Raw genomic sequence first — 18,185 nt, 5'->3', positions numbered from 1 at the left:
AGGAAAGCCCATGCCCCGTATTACTCGCAGTGCCCTGGTGATGTTCAGTGCGGAACAGATGTTCCGTCTGGTCAATGATGTTCACGCTTATCCCGAGTTTCTGCCCGGTTGTGTCGGCAGCCGCGTTCACGAGACGGGTGAGGACTACATGATGGCCTCGGTGGATGTGGCCAAGGCAGGCATCGCCAAGACCTTTACCACCCGCAACCTGCTCGATGCCAACCGCGCCATCAAGATGGAGCTGGTGGAGGGCCCCTTCAGCAAGCTGGCGGGCTGGTGGACCTTCACGCCGCTGGATGTGGATGCCTGCAAGGTGGAGTTCGATCTCGACTTTGAATTTACCTCCAAGCTGATCGAGCTGGCCTTTGGCCAGATCTTCCGCGACCTGGTGGGCTCCATGGTGCTCGCCTTCTCCAACCGCGCCAAGGTGGTCTACGGTGTCTGATCTGCTCAATGTCGAAGTGGCCTATGCCCTGCCCGAGCGGCAAACCGTGTTGTGCATCCGGGTGGCCCCGGGCACCAGCGTGCTGGCTGCCATCGAGCAGTCCGGCATAGTGCAGAAGCACCCGGAGATCGATCTCTCGGTCAACAAGTTCGGCATCTACAGCCGTCCGGTCAAGGGAAGCGAGCCGGTGCAGGATGGGGATCGCATCGAGATCTACCGCCCCCTCATCGCCGATCCCAAGGAGATGCGCAAGAAGCGGGCGGAGAAGGCCAAGGAAGAGGGACGGGCCGACGTGGTCACCGGCGGGCGCCCCGATGTGCACCGCAAGCGGGACGACGGCGAATCGACCTGATGCGTGGAGACCGAGCAATGAAAAGAGGCGCCATGGCGCCTCTTTTCTATTGGGTGTTTTACCACAGGGGCTGCACTGGCCCGGGCCTTACAGGGTGAGCAATCGCTCGTTCTGCACTATCTCGACCCCCTGAGCCTGGTCGGCGAGCACCGTCATGGCGTGGGCCACCTGGCTCGCCGCTATGGCCCGCCAGCGCCTGAGGGGCCCCTGCAGCAGGGGTTTTATCCAGGGATAGATGGCCTGAACTATCTGCTCGGATCTGCGCGGGGGTTGGCGGTGGCCGAGCAGCATGGCGGGGCGCAGTATGACGAGCCGCTGCCACGCCTGCGCCAGCAAGGCCTGCTCCATCTCGCCCTTGGTGCGCGGATAGAGGGCGGGGGAGCCGGGGTTGGCTCCCAGGCTGGAGACGACCAGCAGACGCCGGCAGCCGTGGCGGCGGGCGAGGGCGGCAAAGGCCAGCACATAGTCGTGATCGACCCGGCGAAACGCCCCATCGGAGCCGGCGTCCTTGCGGGTGGTGCCGAGGCAGCAGAAGGCCATGTCGACGGCGTTGGGCAGCGCCACCTCGTCGAGGCGTTCGAAGTTCACCGGCAGCCAGTGCCGATTGGGGGCAGCCTCGCCCGGCTGGCGGCAGAGCAGGGTCAGCTGGTGCTCGGGGCCTAGCTGACGGATGAGGGCCTGGCCGACCAGACCGGTTGCCCCGGCGATCAGGATCTGGCTCATGTGATCTCCTTGAGGGGATGACGAGGGGTGTTGACCTCCTTGATCATGGTTCAGGGAGTGCGCCCCTGTGAAACCCGATCGGATGCCAGACAAGAGAAAACCGGCCTTGGCCGGTTTTATGATGCTATCAGAGCGGGGTCGTGAAGGCGGCGGGGAGGGGGAAGTCACCCGTGGCGGTGGCGAGTCTGTCACCCACGAAGTTCAGGGTCAGCTCCTTGCGCTCCTTGTCACCACGACCTGGCTGGAACTCATAGAGATAGTACCAGGTGTTGGGGTCAAAGCCGTCGCGCAGCATGGGAGAACCCAGCACGAACTCGACCTGCTCGCGGGTCATGCCCTGGCGCAGCTTGTCGACCTGCTTTTGTTCCACATAGTTGCCCTGAGGAATATCGATGCGATAGACCAGGCTGCAACCGGACAGGGTGAGGGCGGTCAGGGCCGCGGCAATCAGGTGTTTCATCCGCATATCGGGTTCAGATCATCCATACAGTCTTTTTAGCTCGGCAAATCATACCCACTCCCCGTGCGGAAGTAAAAAGCCATTGATCCTCCTGCCAATAAAAAGGGCCGCGTGGCGGCCCTGACACATAATCGCTCCGTCACATGGCGGCGCGAAAGATGGCGACTATCTCTTCGTGGCTTGCCTGCTTGGGGTTGGTGAAGCCGCAGGCATCTTTCAGGGCGTTGCTGGCCAGCAGGTCGAAATCATCGGCCTTGACGCCGAGCTGCTCCAGCCCGGCCGGGATCTTCACATCCAGCGCCAGCTGCTTGATGGCGGCGATGGCCGCCTCGGCCCCCTGCGCGTCGCTCATGGCGTTCACGTCCACCCCCATGTGGCGGGCTACATCCTTCAGGCGAGCCGCGCTCACCTGAGCGTTGAACGCCTGAACGTGGGGCAGCAGCACGGCGTTGCAGACCCCGTGGGGCAGGTCATAGAAACCGCCGAGCTGATGGGCCATGGCGTGCACATAGCCGAGGCTGGCGTTGTTGAACGCCATGCCGGCCAGGAACTGGGCATAGGCCATCTGCTCGCGGGCGTGCAGGTCGTCCCCCAGGTTGACGGCGGTGCGCAGGTGTTTGGCGATAAGCTGAATTGCCATCACGGCACTGGCATCGGTCACCGGGGTGGCGGCGGTGGAGACATAGGCCTCGATGGCGTGGGTCAGGGCGTCCATGCCGGTGGCGGCGGTGAGACCGGCCGGCTTGGCCAGCATCAGCTCGGGATCGTTGACCGACATCAGCGGGGTGACATGCTTGTCGATGATGGCCATCTTCACCTGGCGCGCCTCGTCGGTGATGATGCAAAAACGGGTCATCTCGGAGGCGGTACCGGCTGTGGTGTTGATGGCGATAAGCGGCAGCTGCGGCCTGGCGGAGCAGTCCACCCCTTCATAATCCTGGATGCTGCCCCCGTTGGTGGCCACCAGGGCGATGCCCTTGGCGCAGTCATGGGGGGAGCCGCCCCCCAGCGAGATGACGCAGTCGCAGCCATGGGCCTTGATCATGGCCAGACCGGATTCGACGTTGGTCATGGTGGGGTTCGGCTTGGTTTCGTCGAAAACCACGCTTTCAATGCCATGTTCTGCCAGCAGGGCGGTGAGCCTGGCGACCACGCCTATCTGGTTGAGGATCTTGTCGGTGACGATCAGCGCCTTGCGAAAGCCATGACCCTGGATGTCGGCCGCCGCCTCTTGCAGGCAGCCCGCCCCCATCAGGTTGACCGCGGGAATGTAGAACTTAAATGTCGCCATGGTGGACTCCGTATGATTAGCCATTAAGTGGTATACGGGCCTCAACATAACAGCGCCAGAGGGGATGAAAAGGGGTCAATGGTATCTGATTGGCAACTTTATGGACTCGATCACGTACCGAAAAACCGGGGCCAGGCGGGGATTGACAAGGGCCCTTGCCTCTTGTTCGGTATAAAAACGTTTTTCAAGAAATTCATCAGGTTAGCAAACGTTTTGCCGGTTTTTTAGGGCCGTGGATGCGCGGAAGTGTGAAGCGCGTCAAGGAATTGGAAAGCGCTTTCGACCATAGTTGGCGCCTTCCCCAATGGAGGGAAACAGGCTCGAAAATACCATAAAGAATCACCTTAACTGCGCTCGGCTGCGAGGCGGCGGGATGCAACCAGGAGTCCACTATGTCTGATGTATTTCACTTGGGTTTGAAGAAAGCGGATCTGCAAGGCGCCACCCTGGCGATCGTTCCCGGTGACCCCGAGCGCGTGAAGCGCATCGCAGAGCTGTTGGACAACCCTGTGCACCTGGCCAGCCATCGTGAGTTCACTACCTGGCGCGGCGAGATGGACGGCAAGGCCGTGATCATCTGCTCCACCGGTATCGGCGGCCCGTCCACCTCCATCGCGGTGGAAGAGCTGGCCCAGCTGGGTATCAATACCTTCCTGCGCATCGGCACCACTGGTGCCATCCAGCCGCACCTGAACGTGGGCGACGTCATCGTCACCACCGGCTCTGTGCGCCTCGACGGTGCCAGCCTGCACTTCGCACCCATGGAGTTCCCGGCCGTGGCAGACTTCGACTGCACCACTGCGCTGGTCAACACCGCCAAGGAGATGGGTTCCAAGCTGCACGTGGGTGTGACTGCCTCTTCCGACACCTTCTACCCGGGTCAGGAGCGTTATGACACCGTATCCGGCCGCGTAGTGAGCCGTTTCCAGGGTTCCATGAAAGAGTGGCAAGCCATGGGCGTGCTGAACTACGAGATGGAATCTGCAACCCTGCTGACCATGTGCTCCAGCCAGGGCCTGCGCGCCGGCATGGTGGCCGGTGTCATCGTGAACCGTACCCAGCAGGAAATCCCGAACGCCGAAACCATGGCGAGAACCGAATCTGATGCCATCAAGATCGTGCTGGGCGCCGCCCGCAAGCTGATCTGATAGCACCACCACGAGTGGGGGGTGGGGGCCGTTGCGAAAGCGCGGCCCCTATCTTTATCCGCCGTTTGCCGCTGTTCTCACTTTCCCCTTCTCCGCGTTACGCTTTTTGCCCCGTCATTGCCTCAAGCACCTCCTCAAAGGGCGTCTCACATCTGATTTGCATCGGCTCCCCACTCACCGGATGCACGAAATCCAGCGCGCTGGCGTGCAGCATCAGCCTTGGCGCCTGCTCACAGCCCGGCAACAGCAGACCGCCGTAGAGATCGCAGCCGAGTATGGGGTGACCCAGCAGCTGGCTGTGGATGCGCAGCTGATGGGTGCGGCCCGTCTCAGGCACCAGGCTGACCCGGGTCAATGGCAAGGGCTCGCCCCCAACGCCCTCGTACACCAGTCGCTCCACCACCCGATAGCGGGAGCGGGCGGGCTTGCCGCTGGCGCAGATCTTCATCAGGGGAAAGATCGCCGGATCCTTGGCGATGGGGGCGTCGATCACCCCCTCATCGTCCGCCAGATGGCCGCACAGCAGGGCGTCATAGGCCTTGCCCACCGCCCGTTGGCTGAACTGCTGGCACAGCATCCCGTTGATGCCCTTGTCTCTGGCCACCACCATGATCCCCGAGGTGCCAAAGTCGAGGCGGTGCACCAGGGTGCAGCCAGGGTAATCCTGCACCAGCCGATGGTGGACAGAGTCGAGGTTCTGCGGGTTCTTGCCCGAGAGGCTCAGCAGGCCGCTCGGCTTGTTGATGAGCAGCAGGTGTTCATCCTCGAACAGGATCTCGATGGCGGCACTGCAAGGGGGGGCGATAAAGGTGTCGACGATGGCGGACATGGGCGGCTGCGGGCTGGAAACGGGGGGCGATCATACTCCAAGCGGCGGCGCGGGGCGAATCGGGACGAACTGGCCAGTGCCTGCCCGGCGGGTCTGGTGGCAAGTGATTGATAATGCAGGAAGGCCCCGTTTTGTGACCCCTTCCCGAGTTCATTCGGCGCTGGCTTGCTAAGGTATGGCTCCCTGTCATGTCGTAAGGAGCCTCTCCATGGCGTTGCCCGTTATTCTCGATTGCGATCCCGGCCACGATGATGCCATCGCCCTCATACTGGCGCTGGCGAGCCCAGAGCTCAAGGTGCTGGCGGTGACCACCAGCGCGGGCAACCAGACCCCGGACAAGACCCTCAACAACGCCCTGCGCATCCTCACCCTGCTCGGTCGCCACGACATTCCGGTGGCGGCGGGGGCGCCCAAACCCCTGATGCGCGAGCTCATTATCGCCGACAACGTTCACGGCGAATCGGGTCTCGACGGCCCCACACTGCCGGATCCCGCCTTTGCGCCCCAGGCCATGACGGGCCTCGAATTGATGGTCAAGTGCCTGCGCGAGAGCCCGGAGCCGGTCACCCTGGTGCCGACCGGCCCCCTCACCAACGTTGCCCTGCTGCTGGCGGCCCACCCCGAGCTCAAGCCCAAGATTGCTCGCATCGTCTTGATGGGCGGTGCGGCGGGAGCGGGCAACTGGACCCCGGCGGCTGAATTCAATATTTATGTGGACCCGGAAGCAGCCGATATGGTGTTCAACGCCGGTATTCCCATCACAATGTGCGGGCTGGATGTGACTCACGAGGCCCAGGTGATGGACGAGGATATAGCGCGGGTGCGCGCCATCCCCAACCCGGTGGCCCAGTGCGTGGCGGACCTGCTCGATTTCTTCATGATCTACCACAGGGATCCCAAGTGGGGATTTGCTGGCGCGCCGCTCCATGACCCCTGTACCATCGCCTGGTTGCTGGCACCCACGCTGTTCCATGGGGTAGAGTGCCGGGTCGATATCGAAACCGGAGGCACCCATACTACCGGCATGACGGTAGTGGATCGCTACGGGCTCACCGGCAGGCCGGCCAATGCGCGGGTGTTGCTGGGGCTGGACAGGGTCGGCTTCATCGATCTGCTGGTGGGGCGTCTAAGGGCATTTGACTAAGAACTCGGACATCGAATAAGGGGTTGGGCATGTGGAAAGGGACGTTGGCACTGCTGACATGTATGCAATTGACGGCCTGTGCCACCCCCTTCGAGAGGATGTGGCAGGGGCTGGCGACCTGCGATCTGGACGATCTCTACCTGGACAGCGAGAGCGGTGAGCCGTCCCACCCGCTGCTCAAGACCTTCACCCCCGACAAGACGTCAGATGGCTTCGCCTGGTACAAGACCCACCAGGAGCTTCATGGCCTGCCCATCACGGGATTTCTGATCCCGGCCTCGACCTTCGAGGTGCACGCCCTGTTTGTGGATACCCCCATCGCCAATGCGCGCAGGCTGACCCACAACGCTTACGGCAGCGAGTTTGCCGACGAGCAGAAACACGACAGGGGGGAGGCCCCCCTGCTGCTGCGTGACCCGGGCAACCCCAAGCGCTCCATCATCGACTGCACCAAGGGGGAGTCGGCGGATCCGCTGCCGGAGGAGCCCTTCCCGGAATAGGGGGCGCATCCTGCAGATAAATAGAGAGGGGAGCCTGGGCTCCCCTCTCTATTTATCGATTGCCAGCTCGCCCTCAGGGATAACCCAGGGTCTGCTTGATGACCGGCAGCTGAGCCTTGATCCAGTCAGGATTGATGGGGCCCCAGTCGCTGATGCGATAGTGGCCCTGCAGGTGGCGGGCTCCCTCGGTCTGCTCGAAGGCGCAGCTGATGTCGAGTTCGGCCAGGGCACTCAGGGTGTCCTGGGCGGTGCGGCGCGGCATGCCGGTGGCGGCCATGATGGCGGGCACTGTGTCCGTGCCCTGGCTTATCAGATGGGCCACGTAGAGCCGCCGGTAGAAGCTGGTGCGGGTCTTGCTCGGTTCCGTCATTGCCCGTCTCCGCCAGATGCCGGTGCGCCCCTCATATCTCGTCCTCGAGACGGTCGAAGTAGCGCCAGGTGGCGATGGCGGCCTTGCCCATCACCAGCGCCCAGACACCGAACCAGAACCAGCGGAAGAAGCTCCAGGTGGAGGCATCGGGCTGGGTGCTCTCTATCTTGGTGACGTTGGGGAAGAGGGAGAACATGTTCACCCGCCAGCCGTAGGAGGTGATGATGGCCAGGCGCTTCTCGAACTCCATGGACTTGGCCTTGGCCTGGACGTCGGCGGCATTGAACTTGAAGTAGAAGGGCCAGCCCCAGCCGGTATCTTCATTGCGGAACACCCGGATCTTCTCGCCGGGACGCTCGGTGTAGATGTAATAGACGTCGGTGATGGGGCCGTCGGCCGGGTTCTTCTGGCTGATGGGACCATCCTTGTCGGTGCGCTTCACCTCGACCCCTGTGATGGTGGCAATGGTGTGTTCCGGCAGATAGAAATCGAGCCAGGTGGCGGACACGAGGGCGATGAGCCCCAAAGCGATAAAGGCGGGTTTCTTGAACTTCAGGCTCATGGTGTTCTCTGGGTGAGGGGGAATGACGTGCCTCTACCATACCCATATTTGTGGATGCAGCCCAGCCCCTAATGGCGCCTTGTGGGCAAAAAGCCGTTTTAAACGGGAGGGGACAGACCCCGGTGCCGGGCCCGGGGTCTGCCAAAGAGAAGGAGGAGGATTACAGCTGGAACTGGGCGAGCTGCCTGCGCTGCTGCTCGGCGAGCTGTGACAGTTCGTGACTGGCGGCGGCGCTCTGGGTGATGCCGGCCACGTTCTGGTTCACTATCTCGTGGATGTTGGTGATGTTGCGGCTGATGTCGGCAGTGACGCAGGACTGCTCCTCGGCGGCGGTGGCCACCTGGGCATTGGCGCCATTGATCTGGTTGACCGCCTCCGTGATGCCTCCCAGCAGGTCTTGCACCTCGGCGGAGAGACGCTGGTTGTGGCCGAGGATCTCCAGGGTCTCCTGTACGCCGCTGTTGGCCGACAGGGACTGGCTCTGCAACTGCTCTATGATGGCCTGGATCTCCTTGGTGGAGTCCTGGGTCCGCGCCGCCAGCAGGCGTACCTCGTCGGCCACCACCGCAAAACCACGGCCGGTTTCACCAGCGCGGGCGGCCTCGATGGCGGCGTTGAGCGCCAGCAGGTTGGTCTGCTCCGAGATGCTCTGAATCACCTCTATCACCTTGCCGATCTGCTCGGATTGGGACTTGAGCCGCGCCACCACAGTAGCGGCGTTCTCCAGGCTGCCCGCCATGCGGCCGTTGGCCTGGATGCTCTCGGCAAACAGGGCCAGCCCCTGCTCGACCCGGCTGTTGGCCTCTCGCGCCAGCTCATCGGCCAGGGCGGCATTGTGGTTGACGTTGTCGGCTGTGCTGGCCAGCTCGGTGACGGCGGAGGCCACCTGCTCGGTCTCGCTGCGCTGCTGCTGGGCATTGGCCTCGGACTGGGTCATGACGGCGGCCAGCTCGGTGGCGGCGGAGGCCACGTTGCCGCTGATGCCGGTCAGGGCCTGGATAGTGCTGCCAAGCTGGCTCAGGGTCTGGTTGATGTCCTTGGCCAGCTGGCCCAGCTCGTTGTTGCCTTCGGCTTTGGCGCGCACGTTGAAGCGACCGAGGGCGACGGCGTGCATCACCTCCTGCAACTGGCCTATGGGCTGGACGATGCGACCGGATAGCCACCAGCCGCCGCAGAGTGCCGCGACCAGGGTGGCGGCCATCAGCAGCAGGGTCTGCAGCAGGGTGGCCTGGTAGTGGGCCTGTTCCAGGGCTATCTCCTGCTGGATCAGCTGGTTGATGTGGGCAGAGAGGGTGTCAATCTGCTTGATCAACTGCTCCCCCAGTTCGCGAAAACGCAGCCTGGATTGCTCATAGCCGGCGGGCTTGGTCCCGTCTCTGTACTGCTGGGTCAGCAGTGGCAGCATGTTGCTGCGGGTGTGGCCGAGATAGGCCTGCAGGGCCGCCGCCACCTGGCTGTTGTCCTGCTCGGCACCGGGGATCACCAGCCGGGACAAGAGGCCGCTTATCTCCTGCTCGGCGGCATTGAGCGTGCCGGGCAGCTCGGCGAAGCGGGCCTGATCGTAGAGGCCGTAGATGGCATTGGTGCGCAGCCGGTAGGTGGCGTGGATCAGGGCGGCGATGTCATCCTTGTGGCGGGTGACGCTGGTGGTGGTGTCGTTCATGTCCTTGATGGCACCGTCTATCTCCTGCTTGCTGATCACGGCCATGAGCAGCATCAGCAGGCTGGCGAGCAGTAGTGGAATGAGAACTTGCAGACGAATGGACAGATTATTCAAAGACATGAAAGATCCTAACCCAAAAGAGGAGTGAGGCGGCATCTTACACAGGCGCGACAACTATTGTCACAGGGTTTTTAAGGTGAAATCCGTGCCGAACGCAAAGGTTTTTCTTGTGTTAAAAGAGTGTGATAGGCAAGATCGACTGCTTGTTATCTGGAGGTGTAGTGTGTCCGACTGGATTGATCCCGCCATCTTGGCGCTCTTTATTCCCACGTTTTTCTTTGTCTCCGTGACCCCCGGCATGTGCATGACACTGGCGATGACCCTGGGCATGAGCCTTGGGGTGCGCCGCACCCTGCACATGATGTGGGGGGAGCTCATCGGGGTCGGCCTGGTCTCTGTGCTCTCCGTGGTCGGGGTGGCGGCCGTCATGCTCAACTATCCGGCCCTGTTCTCGGCCTTCAAGTACGTGGGCGGTGCCTATCTGGTCTGGCTCGGCATCCAGATGTGGCAAGCCAAGGGCAAGATGGCGATTCCGGCGGATCTCTCGGCCGGCCAGGAGACCAAGCCGCTCGGCCTGGCGCTGCAGGGTTTCGTCACCGCCATCGCCAATCCCAAGGGGTGGGCCTTCATGGTCTCCCTGCTGCCCCCCTTCATCAATGCGGCCAAGCCGATGGCACCCCAGATCAGCGCTCTGGTGGTGCTCATCCTGGTCATAGAATTCTCCTGCCTGCTGCTCTACGCGAGCGGTGGCCGCACCCTGCGCCACTTCCTCGCCAAGAGCGGCAACGTCACCCTGATGAACCGCATCGCCGGCTCGCTCATGCTGTTTGTCGGCGTCTGGCTGGCCTTCGGCTGAGGCGATCGGAATGAAAAATGCCACCTCCCCCGGTGAAGGGGAGGTGGCATTTTTATTGGGCGTCCGGCGAGGTGTCAGTCGGTGAGGCAGTCCGGATCGAACACATACTCCCCCGCCAGCCAGCGCAGGATCTCGTTCACGCAGCTCTGATCCTGGAACGGCAGGTAGCGGTGCTTGAGGTGGGTGAGCTGCTCCGGGGTGAGCTGGGCCAGGCCTATGTCCTGAAACAGCGGCAGATCCGCCTCTATCATGGCGGAGATCTGCGGCCCGCAGGTGGCGTTGAGGGAGGTGTGCAGCGCCTGATCCGGATCGTACTGGTGGCCGAGCCGGTAACTCATGGGCAGGGTGGCGAGCGGCAGCACGGAGAGCGCCGCCTGCTTCATGGGATTGACCGCGTGGCCAGCGGTCAGCTCCGCCAGCTCGGCGGGGCGGTTCTCGAAGGCACGCAGGTGCAGGAAGCTGCTCGCCTTGCTGCCGTCGTTGACCGGGTAGTTGTCCCACAGGAAGGGCTTGCGGTGCAGCCAGTCGGCGGCCTGCTTGAGGTGCGCAGCCGGGTAGTCGGTGGAGCAGACTCTGGGGCCTGTCCAGAAGATGTCAAAACCCTTGTCCAGCCCCTGGCCCAGATCCGTCAGATAGTGGGGGGGCATGGCGCCGAACACCTTCTCCAGCACAGGATCCGTCGAGTAGTAGCTGGGGCAGAAGATGAGACGGCTGGCGCCGGTGTGGGCCGCGATGTCGTGGGCTATGGTGAGCTGCCAGTGGGCGAGATCCGGGGTGTCCCCCTTCATGTCGTCAAACAGCACCGCCAGTATGTCGGGCTTGAGCGCCTCCTCGATGAGGCGAACCTTCTCGAGCAGGGCCGGGCGCTTGTGCGCGTAGTCGTGATGGGCGCCCATGGGGCTCAACCCCACACCGAAGGCGAGGCCGTTGTCCCGGCACTGCTGGGCCAGCTGGCGCAGGTGGTCGAGCTGCTCCCTCGGCCAGGGCTCGGCCCAGTGCTTGCGCAGATAGCCGTCTTCCTTGGGGGCGTAGAGGTAGAAGCCATAGCCATGGCGGGGCAGCCACTGGGCATAGCGGGCACGGGCCTCCCAGCTCCAGCCCTTGCCGAAGAAGCCCTCGATCAGCCCCAGTCGGGGGGAGGGAGGATAGAGACCAGACAACAGGGTTTGATAAGGCATGGGTCACTCCCTTCTCGCCGGGCGCCGGTTCACCGTCCTGGCGGGAACGGGCGCCGAGTATATGTATTGAACAGGGTCCGGCTTGCGTCCTAGACCGGATCTTCTTCCAGGAAGCGTACCCCTATCTTGCGAGGTTCACCCTCTTCCATCTCCGCCACTGTCCAGAGCAGGCCCTGCCAGGCGACGTGGTCACCCACTACCAGATTATCGCCCAACTGATGGGCAATGAAATCGCCCAGGGTCTGATCCGCCACCTCGCTCACATCCAGCCCGTAGAGCGGGGCGAGATCCACCAGCCTGGCGGTCGCCTCCAGCAGGAAGTCACCGAAGAAGCGCGGGCCCAGATCCTGCTCCGGCGCCTGGCTGAACAGTTGGCCGAGGGCGGGGAGGTCCCGCTCGTGGCCGATGACGCAGAGGATGTCATCCGACTGCAGGCAGGTACTGCCCGAGGGGTGCAGCAGCTCCTGGCCGCGGAACAGGGCGCAGATGCGGGTACCCTGGGGCATGCGCAGCTCCCGCAGGGGCGAGCCTATGCACCACTTCTCGGCGCTCAGGCGATAGACGAAGGTCTCCCACTGGCTGTCGAGATCGATCTCGAGCCCGGAGCGGTTGATGGGGGACGGCGGCGCCGGCACCTCGACCCGCGCCAGCCTGGAGGCCAGCGGCAGCGAGCTGCCCTGCAGGATGAGGGAGACCAGCACCACGAAGAAGGCGACATTGAAGTAGAGCTGGGCATTGGGCAGCCCCGCCATCATGGGGAAGACCGCCAGTATGATGGGCACGGCGCCGCGCAGGCCGACCCAGGAGATGAACCAGCGCTCCCGGGGGGCGAAGTTCTTGAACGGCAGCAGGCCTATCCAGACCGATACCGGGCGGGCAAAGAGGATCATCCACATGGCCAGGGCCAGCGCCGGCACGGCGATGGGCAGCAGATTGCTCGGGGTGGCGAGCAGCCCCAGCACCAGGAACATGCCGATCTGGCTGAGCCAGGTCAGACCGTCCAGCACCGACAAGGTGGTGCTGCGGCTGCGCAGGGAGAGGTTGCCGAGCAAGAGGCCGGTGAGGTAGATGGCGAGGATGCCGCTGCCCCCCACCGCCGTGGTGAGGGCGAAGATCAGCAGGCCGCCGCTCACCGTGAGCAGCGGATAGAGCCCTGGGGCCAGGCGGGCCGTGTTGATGAGCCGCCACAGCAGCCAGCCCCCCGCCAGGCCTATGCCGGCGCCGAGGCCAAACTGCTTGATGAGTTGCAGCAGCAGGAAGCCGGCGTCCAGCCCCTGCTGGGCGCTGGCCAGCACCTCTATCAGGGTGACGGTGAGAAAGACCGCCATGGGATCGTTGCTGCCGGACTCTATCTCCAGGGTGGCGCTGACCCGCTCGTTGAGGCTGCGCCCGCCGAGCAGGGAGAAGACAGCCGCCGCATCGGTGGAGCCGACGATGGCGCCGATCAGCATCCCCTGCATCAGGTTGAGGTCAAACAGCCAGGCGGCGGCCAGACCGGTCAGGCCTGTGGTGATGGCCACCCCGACGGTGGCCAGCGACAGGGCAGGCCAGAGTGCGACCCGAAAGGAGGAGACCCGGGTGCGCATGCCGCCATCCAGCAGGATGATGGCGAGCGCCAGGTTGCCCACCAGGTAGGCGACAGAGTAGTCGGCGAAGTGGATGCCGCCGGGACCATCCTCACCGGCCAGCATGCCGACGGCGAGGAAGATGACCAGGATGGGGATGCCGACCCGGGACGAGAGCGCACTTAACAGGACACTGGCTCCCACCAACAAGGCACCGATAAAAAAGAAACTGTTGATGGTGGTGGCATCCAATGGCGAACTCCTTATGGCGGGCGGCAAAACAGGCACATTATATGCAGATTGCACCCCTTTGTGTGGCTTAATTGTGCATCGATTTGCAGTTTTTTACGGTTGTTGTGCTGTTTTTAAGCAGTAGGCGCGGGGCCTGAGGGGGACGAGAAAGAGGCGGGGGGTGAGTGGCGATTGGTGCCCATTTTCAGGGGGCGGGTGCCGGGTTGTCAGCAGGCCGGGGTGGGGGCGCAGGAGCGCCATCGGGCTCCTGCGGGGGAGGTCAGTCGTCCTCGTCGTCCTTGACTTCCCGGATCTTGTCCTTGTATTTCGGCAACTGCTTTTCGAGCTGTTTCATGTCCTTGATGGCATTGAGAAACAGGCCGAGCAAAAACAGCAGCGGCAGGCCTATCCATAACCACACACTCATCGGATTCTCCTTTCGGTGTGACCGGCAGTGACATAACGGGCCAGGATCTCGTCGAGATGAGACAGTATGCACGCCTTGCCTTCAATATCCGCCTGTTGTAGACAAAGCGCCAGCGCATCAGGATCCAGCCGCTGTTCAGCGGACTCCAGGGCGAAGCTGATGTGCCAGGGCTCGTAGGCGACCCCCTGAGCCGCGTCCAGCGGTTTGGCATAGGGCAGGAAGAAGCCGAAGTCGCTCATGTGATCCCCGAGCCACTCGCCGAGATCGGCAAACCAGCCTCCCGCCTCATACTCCCAGGGCTCCAGCGCCAGCCTGGTACCGGCGGGCAGGCAGTCGGGGTCGTAGATGTCGAGATCCGTGCCCCAGTGGTGGCGGCTGGTACCCGGCAGGGCGCTCCAGCGCAAGATGGCGTGCAGCCGCTCTGCCTCCCCCAGCTGCAGCGCATCCAGCGGCTGGTTGTCGGCATCCAGCAGGGGCCGCTCCCCGCGCCACTTGCCATTCCAGATGGCGAGCTGGCGCTCGAAGCTGCGCCAGCTGGAGGCGGCCTGCAGGTTGAACCCTTCATAGGCGGCCGCCACCTGCATGTCGTTGAAGGCCGCCGCCGTGGCGGCGGTCAGGCGGTGAGGCCCGCGCCCCACCAGGATGAGGTGGCTCTCGTCGAGCCCAAGCAGTTGATCCTGGGTCATGCCAGCAAGTGCTCCAGCACCCCTTGGTACATGTCCGCCAGCAGATCCAGATCGTCCGCCTTCACGCACTCGTTCACCTTGTGGATGGTGGCGTTGACCGGGCCCAGTTCAATGACTTCAGCCCCGGTGGGGGCGATAAAGCGTCCATCGGACGTTCCGCCCGTGGTGAGCAGGGCTGGTTGCTGACCGTTGACTGCCGCCACGGCGGCGACGGTGGCCTCCAGCAGGGCGCCGGTGTCGGTCAGGAAGGGCTGGCCTGAGAGGGTCCACTTCAGCTCAAAGTCCAGACCGTGACGGGTCAGCAGTGCCTCGACCCGCTCGCGGATGTCCATGTCGGTCAGTTGGGTGCTGAAACGGAAGTTGAACTGCACCTGCAATTCGCCGGGGATGACGTTGGAGGCACCGGTCCCGGCCTGGATGTTGGCTATCTGGAAGCTGGTGGGAGGGAAGAAGGCGTTGCCCTGATCCCAGACGGTGGCGGCGAGCTCCGCCAGGGCAGGCGCCGCCTTGTGGATGGGGTTGTCTGCCAGATGAGGATAAGCCACGTGGCCCTGTACTCCGCGCACCAGCAGATCGCCGGTGATGGAGCCGCGGCGGCCGTTCTTCACCACGTCCCCCACCACTGCGGTGGAGGAGGGCTCGCCGACGATGCACCAGCGGATCTTCTCGTTGCGCGCCTCCAGGGTGTCGATGACGCGCACTGTGCCGTTGATAAAGGGGCCCTCTTCATCGGAGGTGATGAGAAAGGCGATGGAGCCCTGGTGATCCGGGTGGGCCGCGACGAAACGCTCGGTGGCCACCACCATGGCGGCCAGCGACCCCTTCATGTCGGCGGCGCCCCGGCCATAGAGCATGCCATCCTGGATGGTCGGCTCGAACGGCGGCGTCTGCCATTTGTCCAGCGGCCCGGCGGGCACCACATCGGTGTGGCCGGCGAAGCAGAACAGCGGCCCCTCGCTGCCACGGCGGGCCCAGAGGTTGGTGGTGTCTTCAAACACCATGGGTTCGATGACGAACCCGAGGCGCTCGAGGCGCTCCGCCATCAGGGTCTGGCACCCTTCATCCAGCGGGGTAACTGAGGGGCGGCGGATAAGATCCTTGGCCAGTGCGATGACATCCGACATCGGCGTTCCTTAACAGAAAAGTTTAACGAGAGAAGAGGGATTGGTAGTGGTCTGCCTTGAATCCCAGGGTCAGCTCGCCATCGCGATCCAGCAGCGGGCGCTTGATCATGGCGGGGTGTTCCAGCAGCAGGGCACGGGCTTTTGCGGTGTCCAGCCCTTGCTTGGCCTCCTCCGGCAGGGCGCGGAAGCTGGTGCCTCGGGTGTTGAGCAGGGCTTCCCAGCCCAGCTGGTTCAGCCAGCCGTCCAGCCGGGCAGGCTCGAGGCCGTCGGCCCTGTGGTCGTGAAAGCGATAGTCGATGCCAGCCTCGTCCAGCCACTTGCGGGCCTTCTTGATGGTGTCGCAGTTCTTGATGCCATAGAGGGTGGTGGCCATGGGAGATCCTATATCTGCGGGCCCGGGGCCCTGAAATCCGAACGTGAAATCATGCAAGGGCCCGATTCTGGCATTGTGGCCCAGCCATGGCAACGCTCATGGCCGGGCTGGCTGGTTTTACCAGCGGGGAGGGGGGAGAAAACGCGAGGGGCCAGATAGCCAAAACGCGCCTGGGGGCGCGTTTTGTGGGAAGGGGGCTATCAGTGCAGGGTGGTCCACTGGTGGTCGAAGACCCGGGCCCGCTCCCAGGGCGCATCCGGCAGGCTGGAGGAGAGGCCTGTGTATTTGCCCACGTCGTCCACCACTATGGCGGAGAGGATCGGCAGGTTGTTTTCGGTGCAGTACATGCGGATGCGTTGCAGCAGGGTGCGCAGCTCATCCTGGCACTGTTCCAGCCCGGCCTGCCTGGCCAGCTTGGAATAACGAATGGTGGTGCGTTCCTTTGCAGACTCGACGAGGATGTCCCACAGCTTGTAGTCGCAGGTCGAAGTCCCTGCGGTGGCTTGGCTTGTCATAACTCTCTCCGGTGCGAAATGGTCGCTCTGTATCGACGGGCATCTTGGCCAGTTCACCCTTGACGGGCGTTGATCCAACGCAAAAAAAGTGGAGGTTGTTGGTCAGGATCTGATGCAGGGCATTCTAGTGCGTCGACACTGGATTGATGTACCAATTTTATTTGATATATCAAAATTTAATGCTGCTTTTTATCATTCAAGCCACTTTTATTGATAGGGATCAAGGGGAAAGGAGGGGCTCGCCACTAGATTTCGATCCTCGATAATCTTATCAGGAGCGCACTTTGGAACTCTTATTCGTCTTGCTCGTGCTGATGGCCGTGGTCTACGGCATCGTCAAGGATTACAACCCGCAGGCGGTGCTGGCGCTGGCAGGCATGGCCATCTTCGCGGTGGCCTACTGGCTGGGGTTGCACCCCATACTGCCTGCCGACAAGAGCACAGGGTTCGCCCTGTTCGACCTGTTCGAGGTGTTCAAGGGGATCTTCTCCTACCGGGCGGCGGGGCTTGGCCTCACCATAATGGCGGTGGCGGGCTTTGCCACCTACATGTCCCACATAGGCGCCTCCCAGTCCCTGGTGCGGGTGGCGGTCAAGCCGGTGGCGGGCATCCAGTCCAGCTACCTGATGCTGGCCATCTGCTATCTGGTGGCGGTCTTCGTGTCGCTGTTTGTCACCTCCGCCACCGGCCTCGGCCTCTTGCTGATGGTCACCATGTACCCCGTGATGCGCAACCTCGGTATCAGCCCGGCGTCGGCCTGTGGCGTCATCGCCACCTCCCAGGCGTTCGAGATTGGCCCGACCCAGACCAACGCCATCTTCTCCGCCGGCCAGTCCGGCATGGATCCGACCAGCTACTTCGTCGACTACCAGATTTGGCTGGTGGCCCCCATGCTGCTGGTGACCATGGTGCTGCACTTCTTCTGGCAGCGTCACTGCGATCGCCAAGATGGCTGGGATCCCGCCCTGCACAGAGGCGATCCGGCCGAGCTGGACGAGCAGGGGAAGGAGGAGGTGCCGGCACCGACCTGGTATGCCCTGCTGCCCATCATCCCCTTTGTGCTGATGATGACCTTCTCCAAGCTGCTGGTGACCAGCATCAGCGTCAGCGTGGAGGTGGCCATGCTGTTGTCGGTCTTTATCGGCATGCTGTGCGAGCTGCTGCGCACCCGCTCGGTGCGCACCGCCATGGCCGGGCTCTCCAGCTTCCTAGACGGCATGGGCAAGGTGTTTGGCCCTGTAGTGGCGCTCATCGTCTGTGCCGAGCTGTTTGCCGAATCCCTCAAGGCCATAGGCGCCATCGACACCCTGCTGCACTCCGCCAGCAATGCCGGGATCGGCAGCGGCCTGATGACGCTGGTGATGGTGGGACTCATCATGGTGGCGGCCGTCATCATGGGCTCGGGCAACGCGGCCTTCCTGAGCTTCTCCACCCTGGCGCCCGCGGTGGCGGCCAAGTTCGGGGTGCCGGCGGTGACCATGCTGCTGCCGATGCAGCTCGCCTCCAGCATAGGCCGCACCGTCTCCCCCATAGCGGCGGTGCTGATCGCCTGCGCGGGGATCGCCAAGGTCTCCCCCTTCGTGGTGGTCAAGCGCACCTGCGTGCCCATGGCCGGCGCCCTGGTGACGGCGCTGGCGCTCAACTATCTGCTGTTTATGTAATGGCGGGGCGGGCGGCCAGGCT

21 protein-coding genes are annotated in these 18,185 nt (G+C 63.3%); 7 read left to right on the top strand and 14 right to left on the bottom strand.

All coding sequences use genetic code 11. The features are described 5' to 3' along the window. The first annotated feature begins 10 nt into the window (after nucleotides 1-10). Both G4923_RS05780 and G4923_RS05775 read left to right on the top strand, forming a co-directional pair. A complete protein-coding gene (locus tag G4923_RS05780; RefSeq protein WP_043133123.1) occupies nucleotides 11-445 on the top strand; it encodes an SRPBCC family protein in 435 nt (144 codons plus the stop codon). Then, complete coding sequence (locus G4923_RS05775) at nucleotides 438-797, top strand: RnfH family protein (protein ID WP_106887445.1); 360 nt, start codon at nucleotides 438-440, stop codon at nucleotides 795-797. Before G4923_RS05780 ends, G4923_RS05775 begins: the two co-directional genes overlap by 8 nt. Nucleotides 798-884: 87 nt before the next feature. On the opposite strand, the gene G4923_RS05770 is transcribed toward G4923_RS05775, so the two are convergent. The 3 genes from G4923_RS05770 to yiaY all read right to left on the bottom strand — a co-directional run bounded on the left by G4923_RS05770 (nucleotide 885) and on the right by yiaY (nucleotide 3,271). Next, nucleotides 885-1,520 carry an NAD(P)H-binding protein gene (locus G4923_RS05770; RefSeq protein ID WP_163136022.1) on the bottom strand — a complete coding sequence of 212 codons (636 nt, stop codon included), beginning with the start codon at nucleotides 1,518-1,520 and terminating at the stop codon, nucleotides 885-887. 127 nt (nucleotides 1,521-1,647) lie between these two features. Continuing rightward, complete coding sequence (locus G4923_RS05765; protein WP_005325779.1) at nucleotides 1,648-1,986, bottom strand: outer membrane protein assembly factor BamE; 339 nt, start codon at nucleotides 1,984-1,986, stop codon at nucleotides 1,648-1,650. Nucleotides 1,987-2,119: 133 nt separating this feature from the next. Continuing rightward, complete coding sequence (gene yiaY, locus G4923_RS05760; RefSeq protein WP_163136020.1) at nucleotides 2,120-3,271, bottom strand: L-threonine dehydrogenase; 1,152 nt, start codon at nucleotides 3,269-3,271, stop codon at nucleotides 2,120-2,122. 392 nt (nucleotides 3,272-3,663) lie between these two features. Here yiaY and udp point away from each other — a divergent pair, with 392 nt between their 5' ends. Next, the gene (udp, locus tag G4923_RS05755; RefSeq protein ID WP_111911183.1) at nucleotides 3,664-4,419 is read left to right on the top strand and encodes a uridine phosphorylase; all 756 of its coding nucleotides are present in this window, start codon (nucleotides 3,664-3,666) and stop codon (nucleotides 4,417-4,419) included. A 97-nt stretch (nucleotides 4,420-4,516) separates the two neighbouring features. On the opposite strand, the gene G4923_RS05750 is transcribed toward udp, so the two are convergent. Beyond that, complete coding sequence (locus G4923_RS05750; protein WP_163136017.1) at nucleotides 4,517-5,248, bottom strand: RluA family pseudouridine synthase; 732 nt, start codon at nucleotides 5,246-5,248, stop codon at nucleotides 4,517-4,519. A gap of 208 nt (nucleotides 5,249-5,456) precedes the next feature. On the opposite strand from G4923_RS05750, the gene rihA reads away from it, so the two are divergent. Together rihA and G4923_RS05740 are read left to right on the top strand one after the other, a co-directional pair. Then, nucleotides 5,457-6,392: a pyrimidine-specific ribonucleoside hydrolase RihA gene (gene rihA / locus G4923_RS05745; protein WP_163136015.1), complete on the top strand. Its 936-nt coding sequence runs from the start codon at nucleotides 5,457-5,459 to the stop codon at nucleotides 6,390-6,392. Between the two features lie 29 nt (nucleotides 6,393-6,421). Continuing rightward, complete coding sequence (locus G4923_RS05740) at nucleotides 6,422-6,892, top strand: hypothetical protein (protein WP_111911189.1); 471 nt, start codon at nucleotides 6,422-6,424, stop codon at nucleotides 6,890-6,892. A gap of 73 nt (nucleotides 6,893-6,965) precedes the next feature. Here the strand turns inward: G4923_RS05740 and G4923_RS05735 are convergent, their stop codons facing one another. The 3 genes from G4923_RS05735 to G4923_RS05725 all read right to left on the bottom strand — a co-directional run bounded on the left by G4923_RS05735 (nucleotide 6,966) and on the right by G4923_RS05725 (nucleotide 9,607). Beyond that, nucleotides 6,966-7,262, bottom strand: a complete 297-nt coding sequence (locus tag G4923_RS05735) for a winged helix-turn-helix domain-containing protein (RefSeq protein ID WP_106887438.1) — start codon at nucleotides 7,260-7,262, stop codon at nucleotides 6,966-6,968. Nucleotides 7,263-7,293: 31 nt separating this feature from the next. Further along, nucleotides 7,294-7,824 carry a DUF1523 family protein gene (locus tag G4923_RS05730; RefSeq protein ID WP_106887437.1) on the bottom strand — a complete coding sequence of 177 codons (531 nt, stop codon included), beginning with the start codon at nucleotides 7,822-7,824 and terminating at the stop codon, nucleotides 7,294-7,296. Between the two features lie 160 nt (nucleotides 7,825-7,984). Continuing rightward, nucleotides 7,985-9,607: a methyl-accepting chemotaxis protein gene (locus G4923_RS05725; protein ID WP_163136013.1), complete on the bottom strand. Its 1,623-nt coding sequence runs from the start codon at nucleotides 9,605-9,607 to the stop codon at nucleotides 7,985-7,987. A 163-nt stretch (nucleotides 9,608-9,770) separates the two neighbouring features. Between G4923_RS05725 and G4923_RS05720 the strand changes: the two genes are divergently transcribed. Beyond that, nucleotides 9,771-10,403 carry a LysE family translocator gene (locus G4923_RS05720; protein ID WP_106887435.1) on the top strand — a complete coding sequence of 211 codons (633 nt, stop codon included), beginning with the start codon at nucleotides 9,771-9,773 and terminating at the stop codon, nucleotides 10,401-10,403. 74 nt (nucleotides 10,404-10,477) lie between these two features. On the opposite strand, the gene G4923_RS05715 is transcribed toward G4923_RS05720, so the two are convergent. The 7 genes from G4923_RS05715 to G4923_RS05685 all read right to left on the bottom strand — a co-directional run bounded on the left by G4923_RS05715 (nucleotide 10,478) and on the right by G4923_RS05685 (nucleotide 16,502). Next, nucleotides 10,478-11,581 (bottom strand): beta-N-acetylglucosaminidase domain-containing protein, encoded by a 1,104-nt coding sequence (locus G4923_RS05715; RefSeq protein ID WP_106887434.1) that lies wholly within the window; start codon nucleotides 11,579-11,581, stop codon nucleotides 10,478-10,480. Between the two features lie 89 nt (nucleotides 11,582-11,670). After that, on the bottom strand, nucleotides 11,671-13,398 hold the full coding sequence (locus G4923_RS05710; protein ID WP_163136011.1) for a potassium/proton antiporter: 1,728 nt from the start codon (nucleotides 13,396-13,398) through the stop codon (nucleotides 11,671-11,673). Between the two features lie 259 nt (nucleotides 13,399-13,657). Continuing rightward, on the bottom strand, nucleotides 13,658-13,804 hold the full coding sequence (locus G4923_RS05705; RefSeq protein WP_080675092.1) for a hypothetical protein: 147 nt from the start codon (nucleotides 13,802-13,804) through the stop codon (nucleotides 13,658-13,660). After that, nucleotides 13,801-14,490 (bottom strand): M15 family metallopeptidase, encoded by a 690-nt coding sequence (locus G4923_RS05700; protein WP_163136009.1) that lies wholly within the window; start codon nucleotides 14,488-14,490, stop codon nucleotides 13,801-13,803. Before G4923_RS05700 ends, G4923_RS05705 begins: the two co-directional genes overlap by 4 nt. Continuing rightward, entirely contained in the window at nucleotides 14,487-15,614 is a 1,128-nt protein-coding gene (gene dapE, locus G4923_RS05695; RefSeq protein ID WP_163136007.1) for a succinyl-diaminopimelate desuccinylase, read from the bottom strand. The genes G4923_RS05700 and dapE overlap by 4 nt, the downstream gene beginning before the upstream one ends. Nucleotides 15,615-15,636: 22 nt before the next feature. After that, the gene (locus G4923_RS05690) at nucleotides 15,637-15,987 is read right to left on the bottom strand and encodes an ArsC family reductase (protein ID WP_111911199.1); all 351 of its coding nucleotides are present in this window, start codon (nucleotides 15,985-15,987) and stop codon (nucleotides 15,637-15,639) included. Between the two features lie 200 nt (nucleotides 15,988-16,187). Further along, entirely contained in the window at nucleotides 16,188-16,502 is a 315-nt protein-coding gene (locus tag G4923_RS05685; RefSeq protein WP_163136004.1) for a hypothetical protein, read from the bottom strand. A 284-nt stretch (nucleotides 16,503-16,786) separates the two neighbouring features. Between G4923_RS05685 and dcuC the strand changes: the two genes are divergently transcribed. After that, a complete protein-coding gene (gene dcuC, locus G4923_RS05680) occupies nucleotides 16,787-18,163 on the top strand; it encodes a C4-dicarboxylate transporter DcuC (protein ID WP_106887424.1) in 1,377 nt (458 codons plus the stop codon). Nucleotides 18,164-18,185: the final 22 nt, after the last annotated feature.

The sequence above is a fragment of the Aeromonas rivipollensis genome (genome assembly GCF_010974825.1).
Classification (GTDB): Bacteria; Pseudomonadota; Gammaproteobacteria; order Enterobacterales; family Aeromonadaceae; genus Aeromonas; species Aeromonas rivipollensis.
Note: the sequence above shows the minus strand (reverse complement) of the source record. Positions and strands in the feature narration are given on the sequence as shown.

What these genes read in the sequence shown, in the direction of transcription:
- G4923_RS05780 (WP_043133123.1), top strand. Translation starts at nt 11, where the DNA reads ATGCCCCGTATTACTCGCAGTGCCCTGGTGATGTTCAGTGCGGAACAG.
- G4923_RS05770 (WP_163136022.1), bottom strand. Translation starts at nt 1,520, where the DNA reads ATGAGCCAGATCCTGATCGCCGGGGCAACCGGTCTGGTCGGCCAGGCC.
- G4923_RS05765 (WP_005325779.1), bottom strand. Translation starts at nt 1,986, where the DNA reads ATGCGGATGAAACACCTGATTGCCGCGGCCCTGACCGCCCTCACCCTG.
- yiaY (WP_163136020.1), bottom strand. Translation starts at nt 3,271, where the DNA reads ATGGCGACATTTAAGTTCTACATTCCCGCGGTCAACCTGATGGGGGCG.
- udp (WP_111911183.1), top strand. Translation starts at nt 3,664, where the DNA reads ATGTCTGATGTATTTCACTTGGGTTTGAAGAAAGCGGATCTGCAAGGC.
- G4923_RS05750 (WP_163136017.1), bottom strand. Translation starts at nt 5,248, where the DNA reads ATGTCCGCCATCGTCGACACCTTTATCGCCCCCCCTTGCAGTGCCGCC.
- rihA (WP_163136015.1), top strand. Translation starts at nt 5,457, where the DNA reads ATGGCGTTGCCCGTTATTCTCGATTGCGATCCCGGCCACGATGATGCC.
- G4923_RS05740 (WP_111911189.1), top strand. Translation starts at nt 6,422, where the DNA reads ATGTGGAAAGGGACGTTGGCACTGCTGACATGTATGCAATTGACGGCC.
- G4923_RS05735 (WP_106887438.1), bottom strand. Translation starts at nt 7,262, where the DNA reads ATGACGGAACCGAGCAAGACCCGCACCAGCTTCTACCGGCGGCTCTAC.
- G4923_RS05730 (WP_106887437.1), bottom strand. Translation starts at nt 7,824, where the DNA reads ATGAGCCTGAAGTTCAAGAAACCCGCCTTTATCGCTTTGGGGCTCATC.
- G4923_RS05725 (WP_163136013.1), bottom strand. Translation starts at nt 9,607, where the DNA reads ATGTCTTTGAATAATCTGTCCATTCGTCTGCAAGTTCTCATTCCACTA.
- G4923_RS05715 (WP_106887434.1), bottom strand. Translation starts at nt 11,581, where the DNA reads ATGCCTTATCAAACCCTGTTGTCTGGTCTCTATCCTCCCTCCCCCCGA.
- G4923_RS05705 (WP_080675092.1), bottom strand. Translation starts at nt 13,804, where the DNA reads ATGAGTGTGTGGTTATGGATAGGCCTGCCGCTGCTGTTTTTGCTCGGC.
- G4923_RS05700 (WP_163136009.1), bottom strand. Translation starts at nt 14,490, where the DNA reads ATGACCCAGGATCAACTGCTTGGGCTCGACGAGAGCCACCTCATCCTG.
- dapE (WP_163136007.1), bottom strand. Translation starts at nt 15,614, where the DNA reads ATGTCGGATGTCATCGCACTGGCCAAGGATCTTATCCGCCGCCCCTCA.
- G4923_RS05690 (WP_111911199.1), bottom strand. Translation starts at nt 15,987, where the DNA reads ATGGCCACCACCCTCTATGGCATCAAGAACTGCGACACCATCAAGAAG.
- G4923_RS05685 (WP_163136004.1), bottom strand. Translation starts at nt 16,502, where the DNA reads ATGACAAGCCAAGCCACCGCAGGGACTTCGACCTGCGACTACAAGCTG.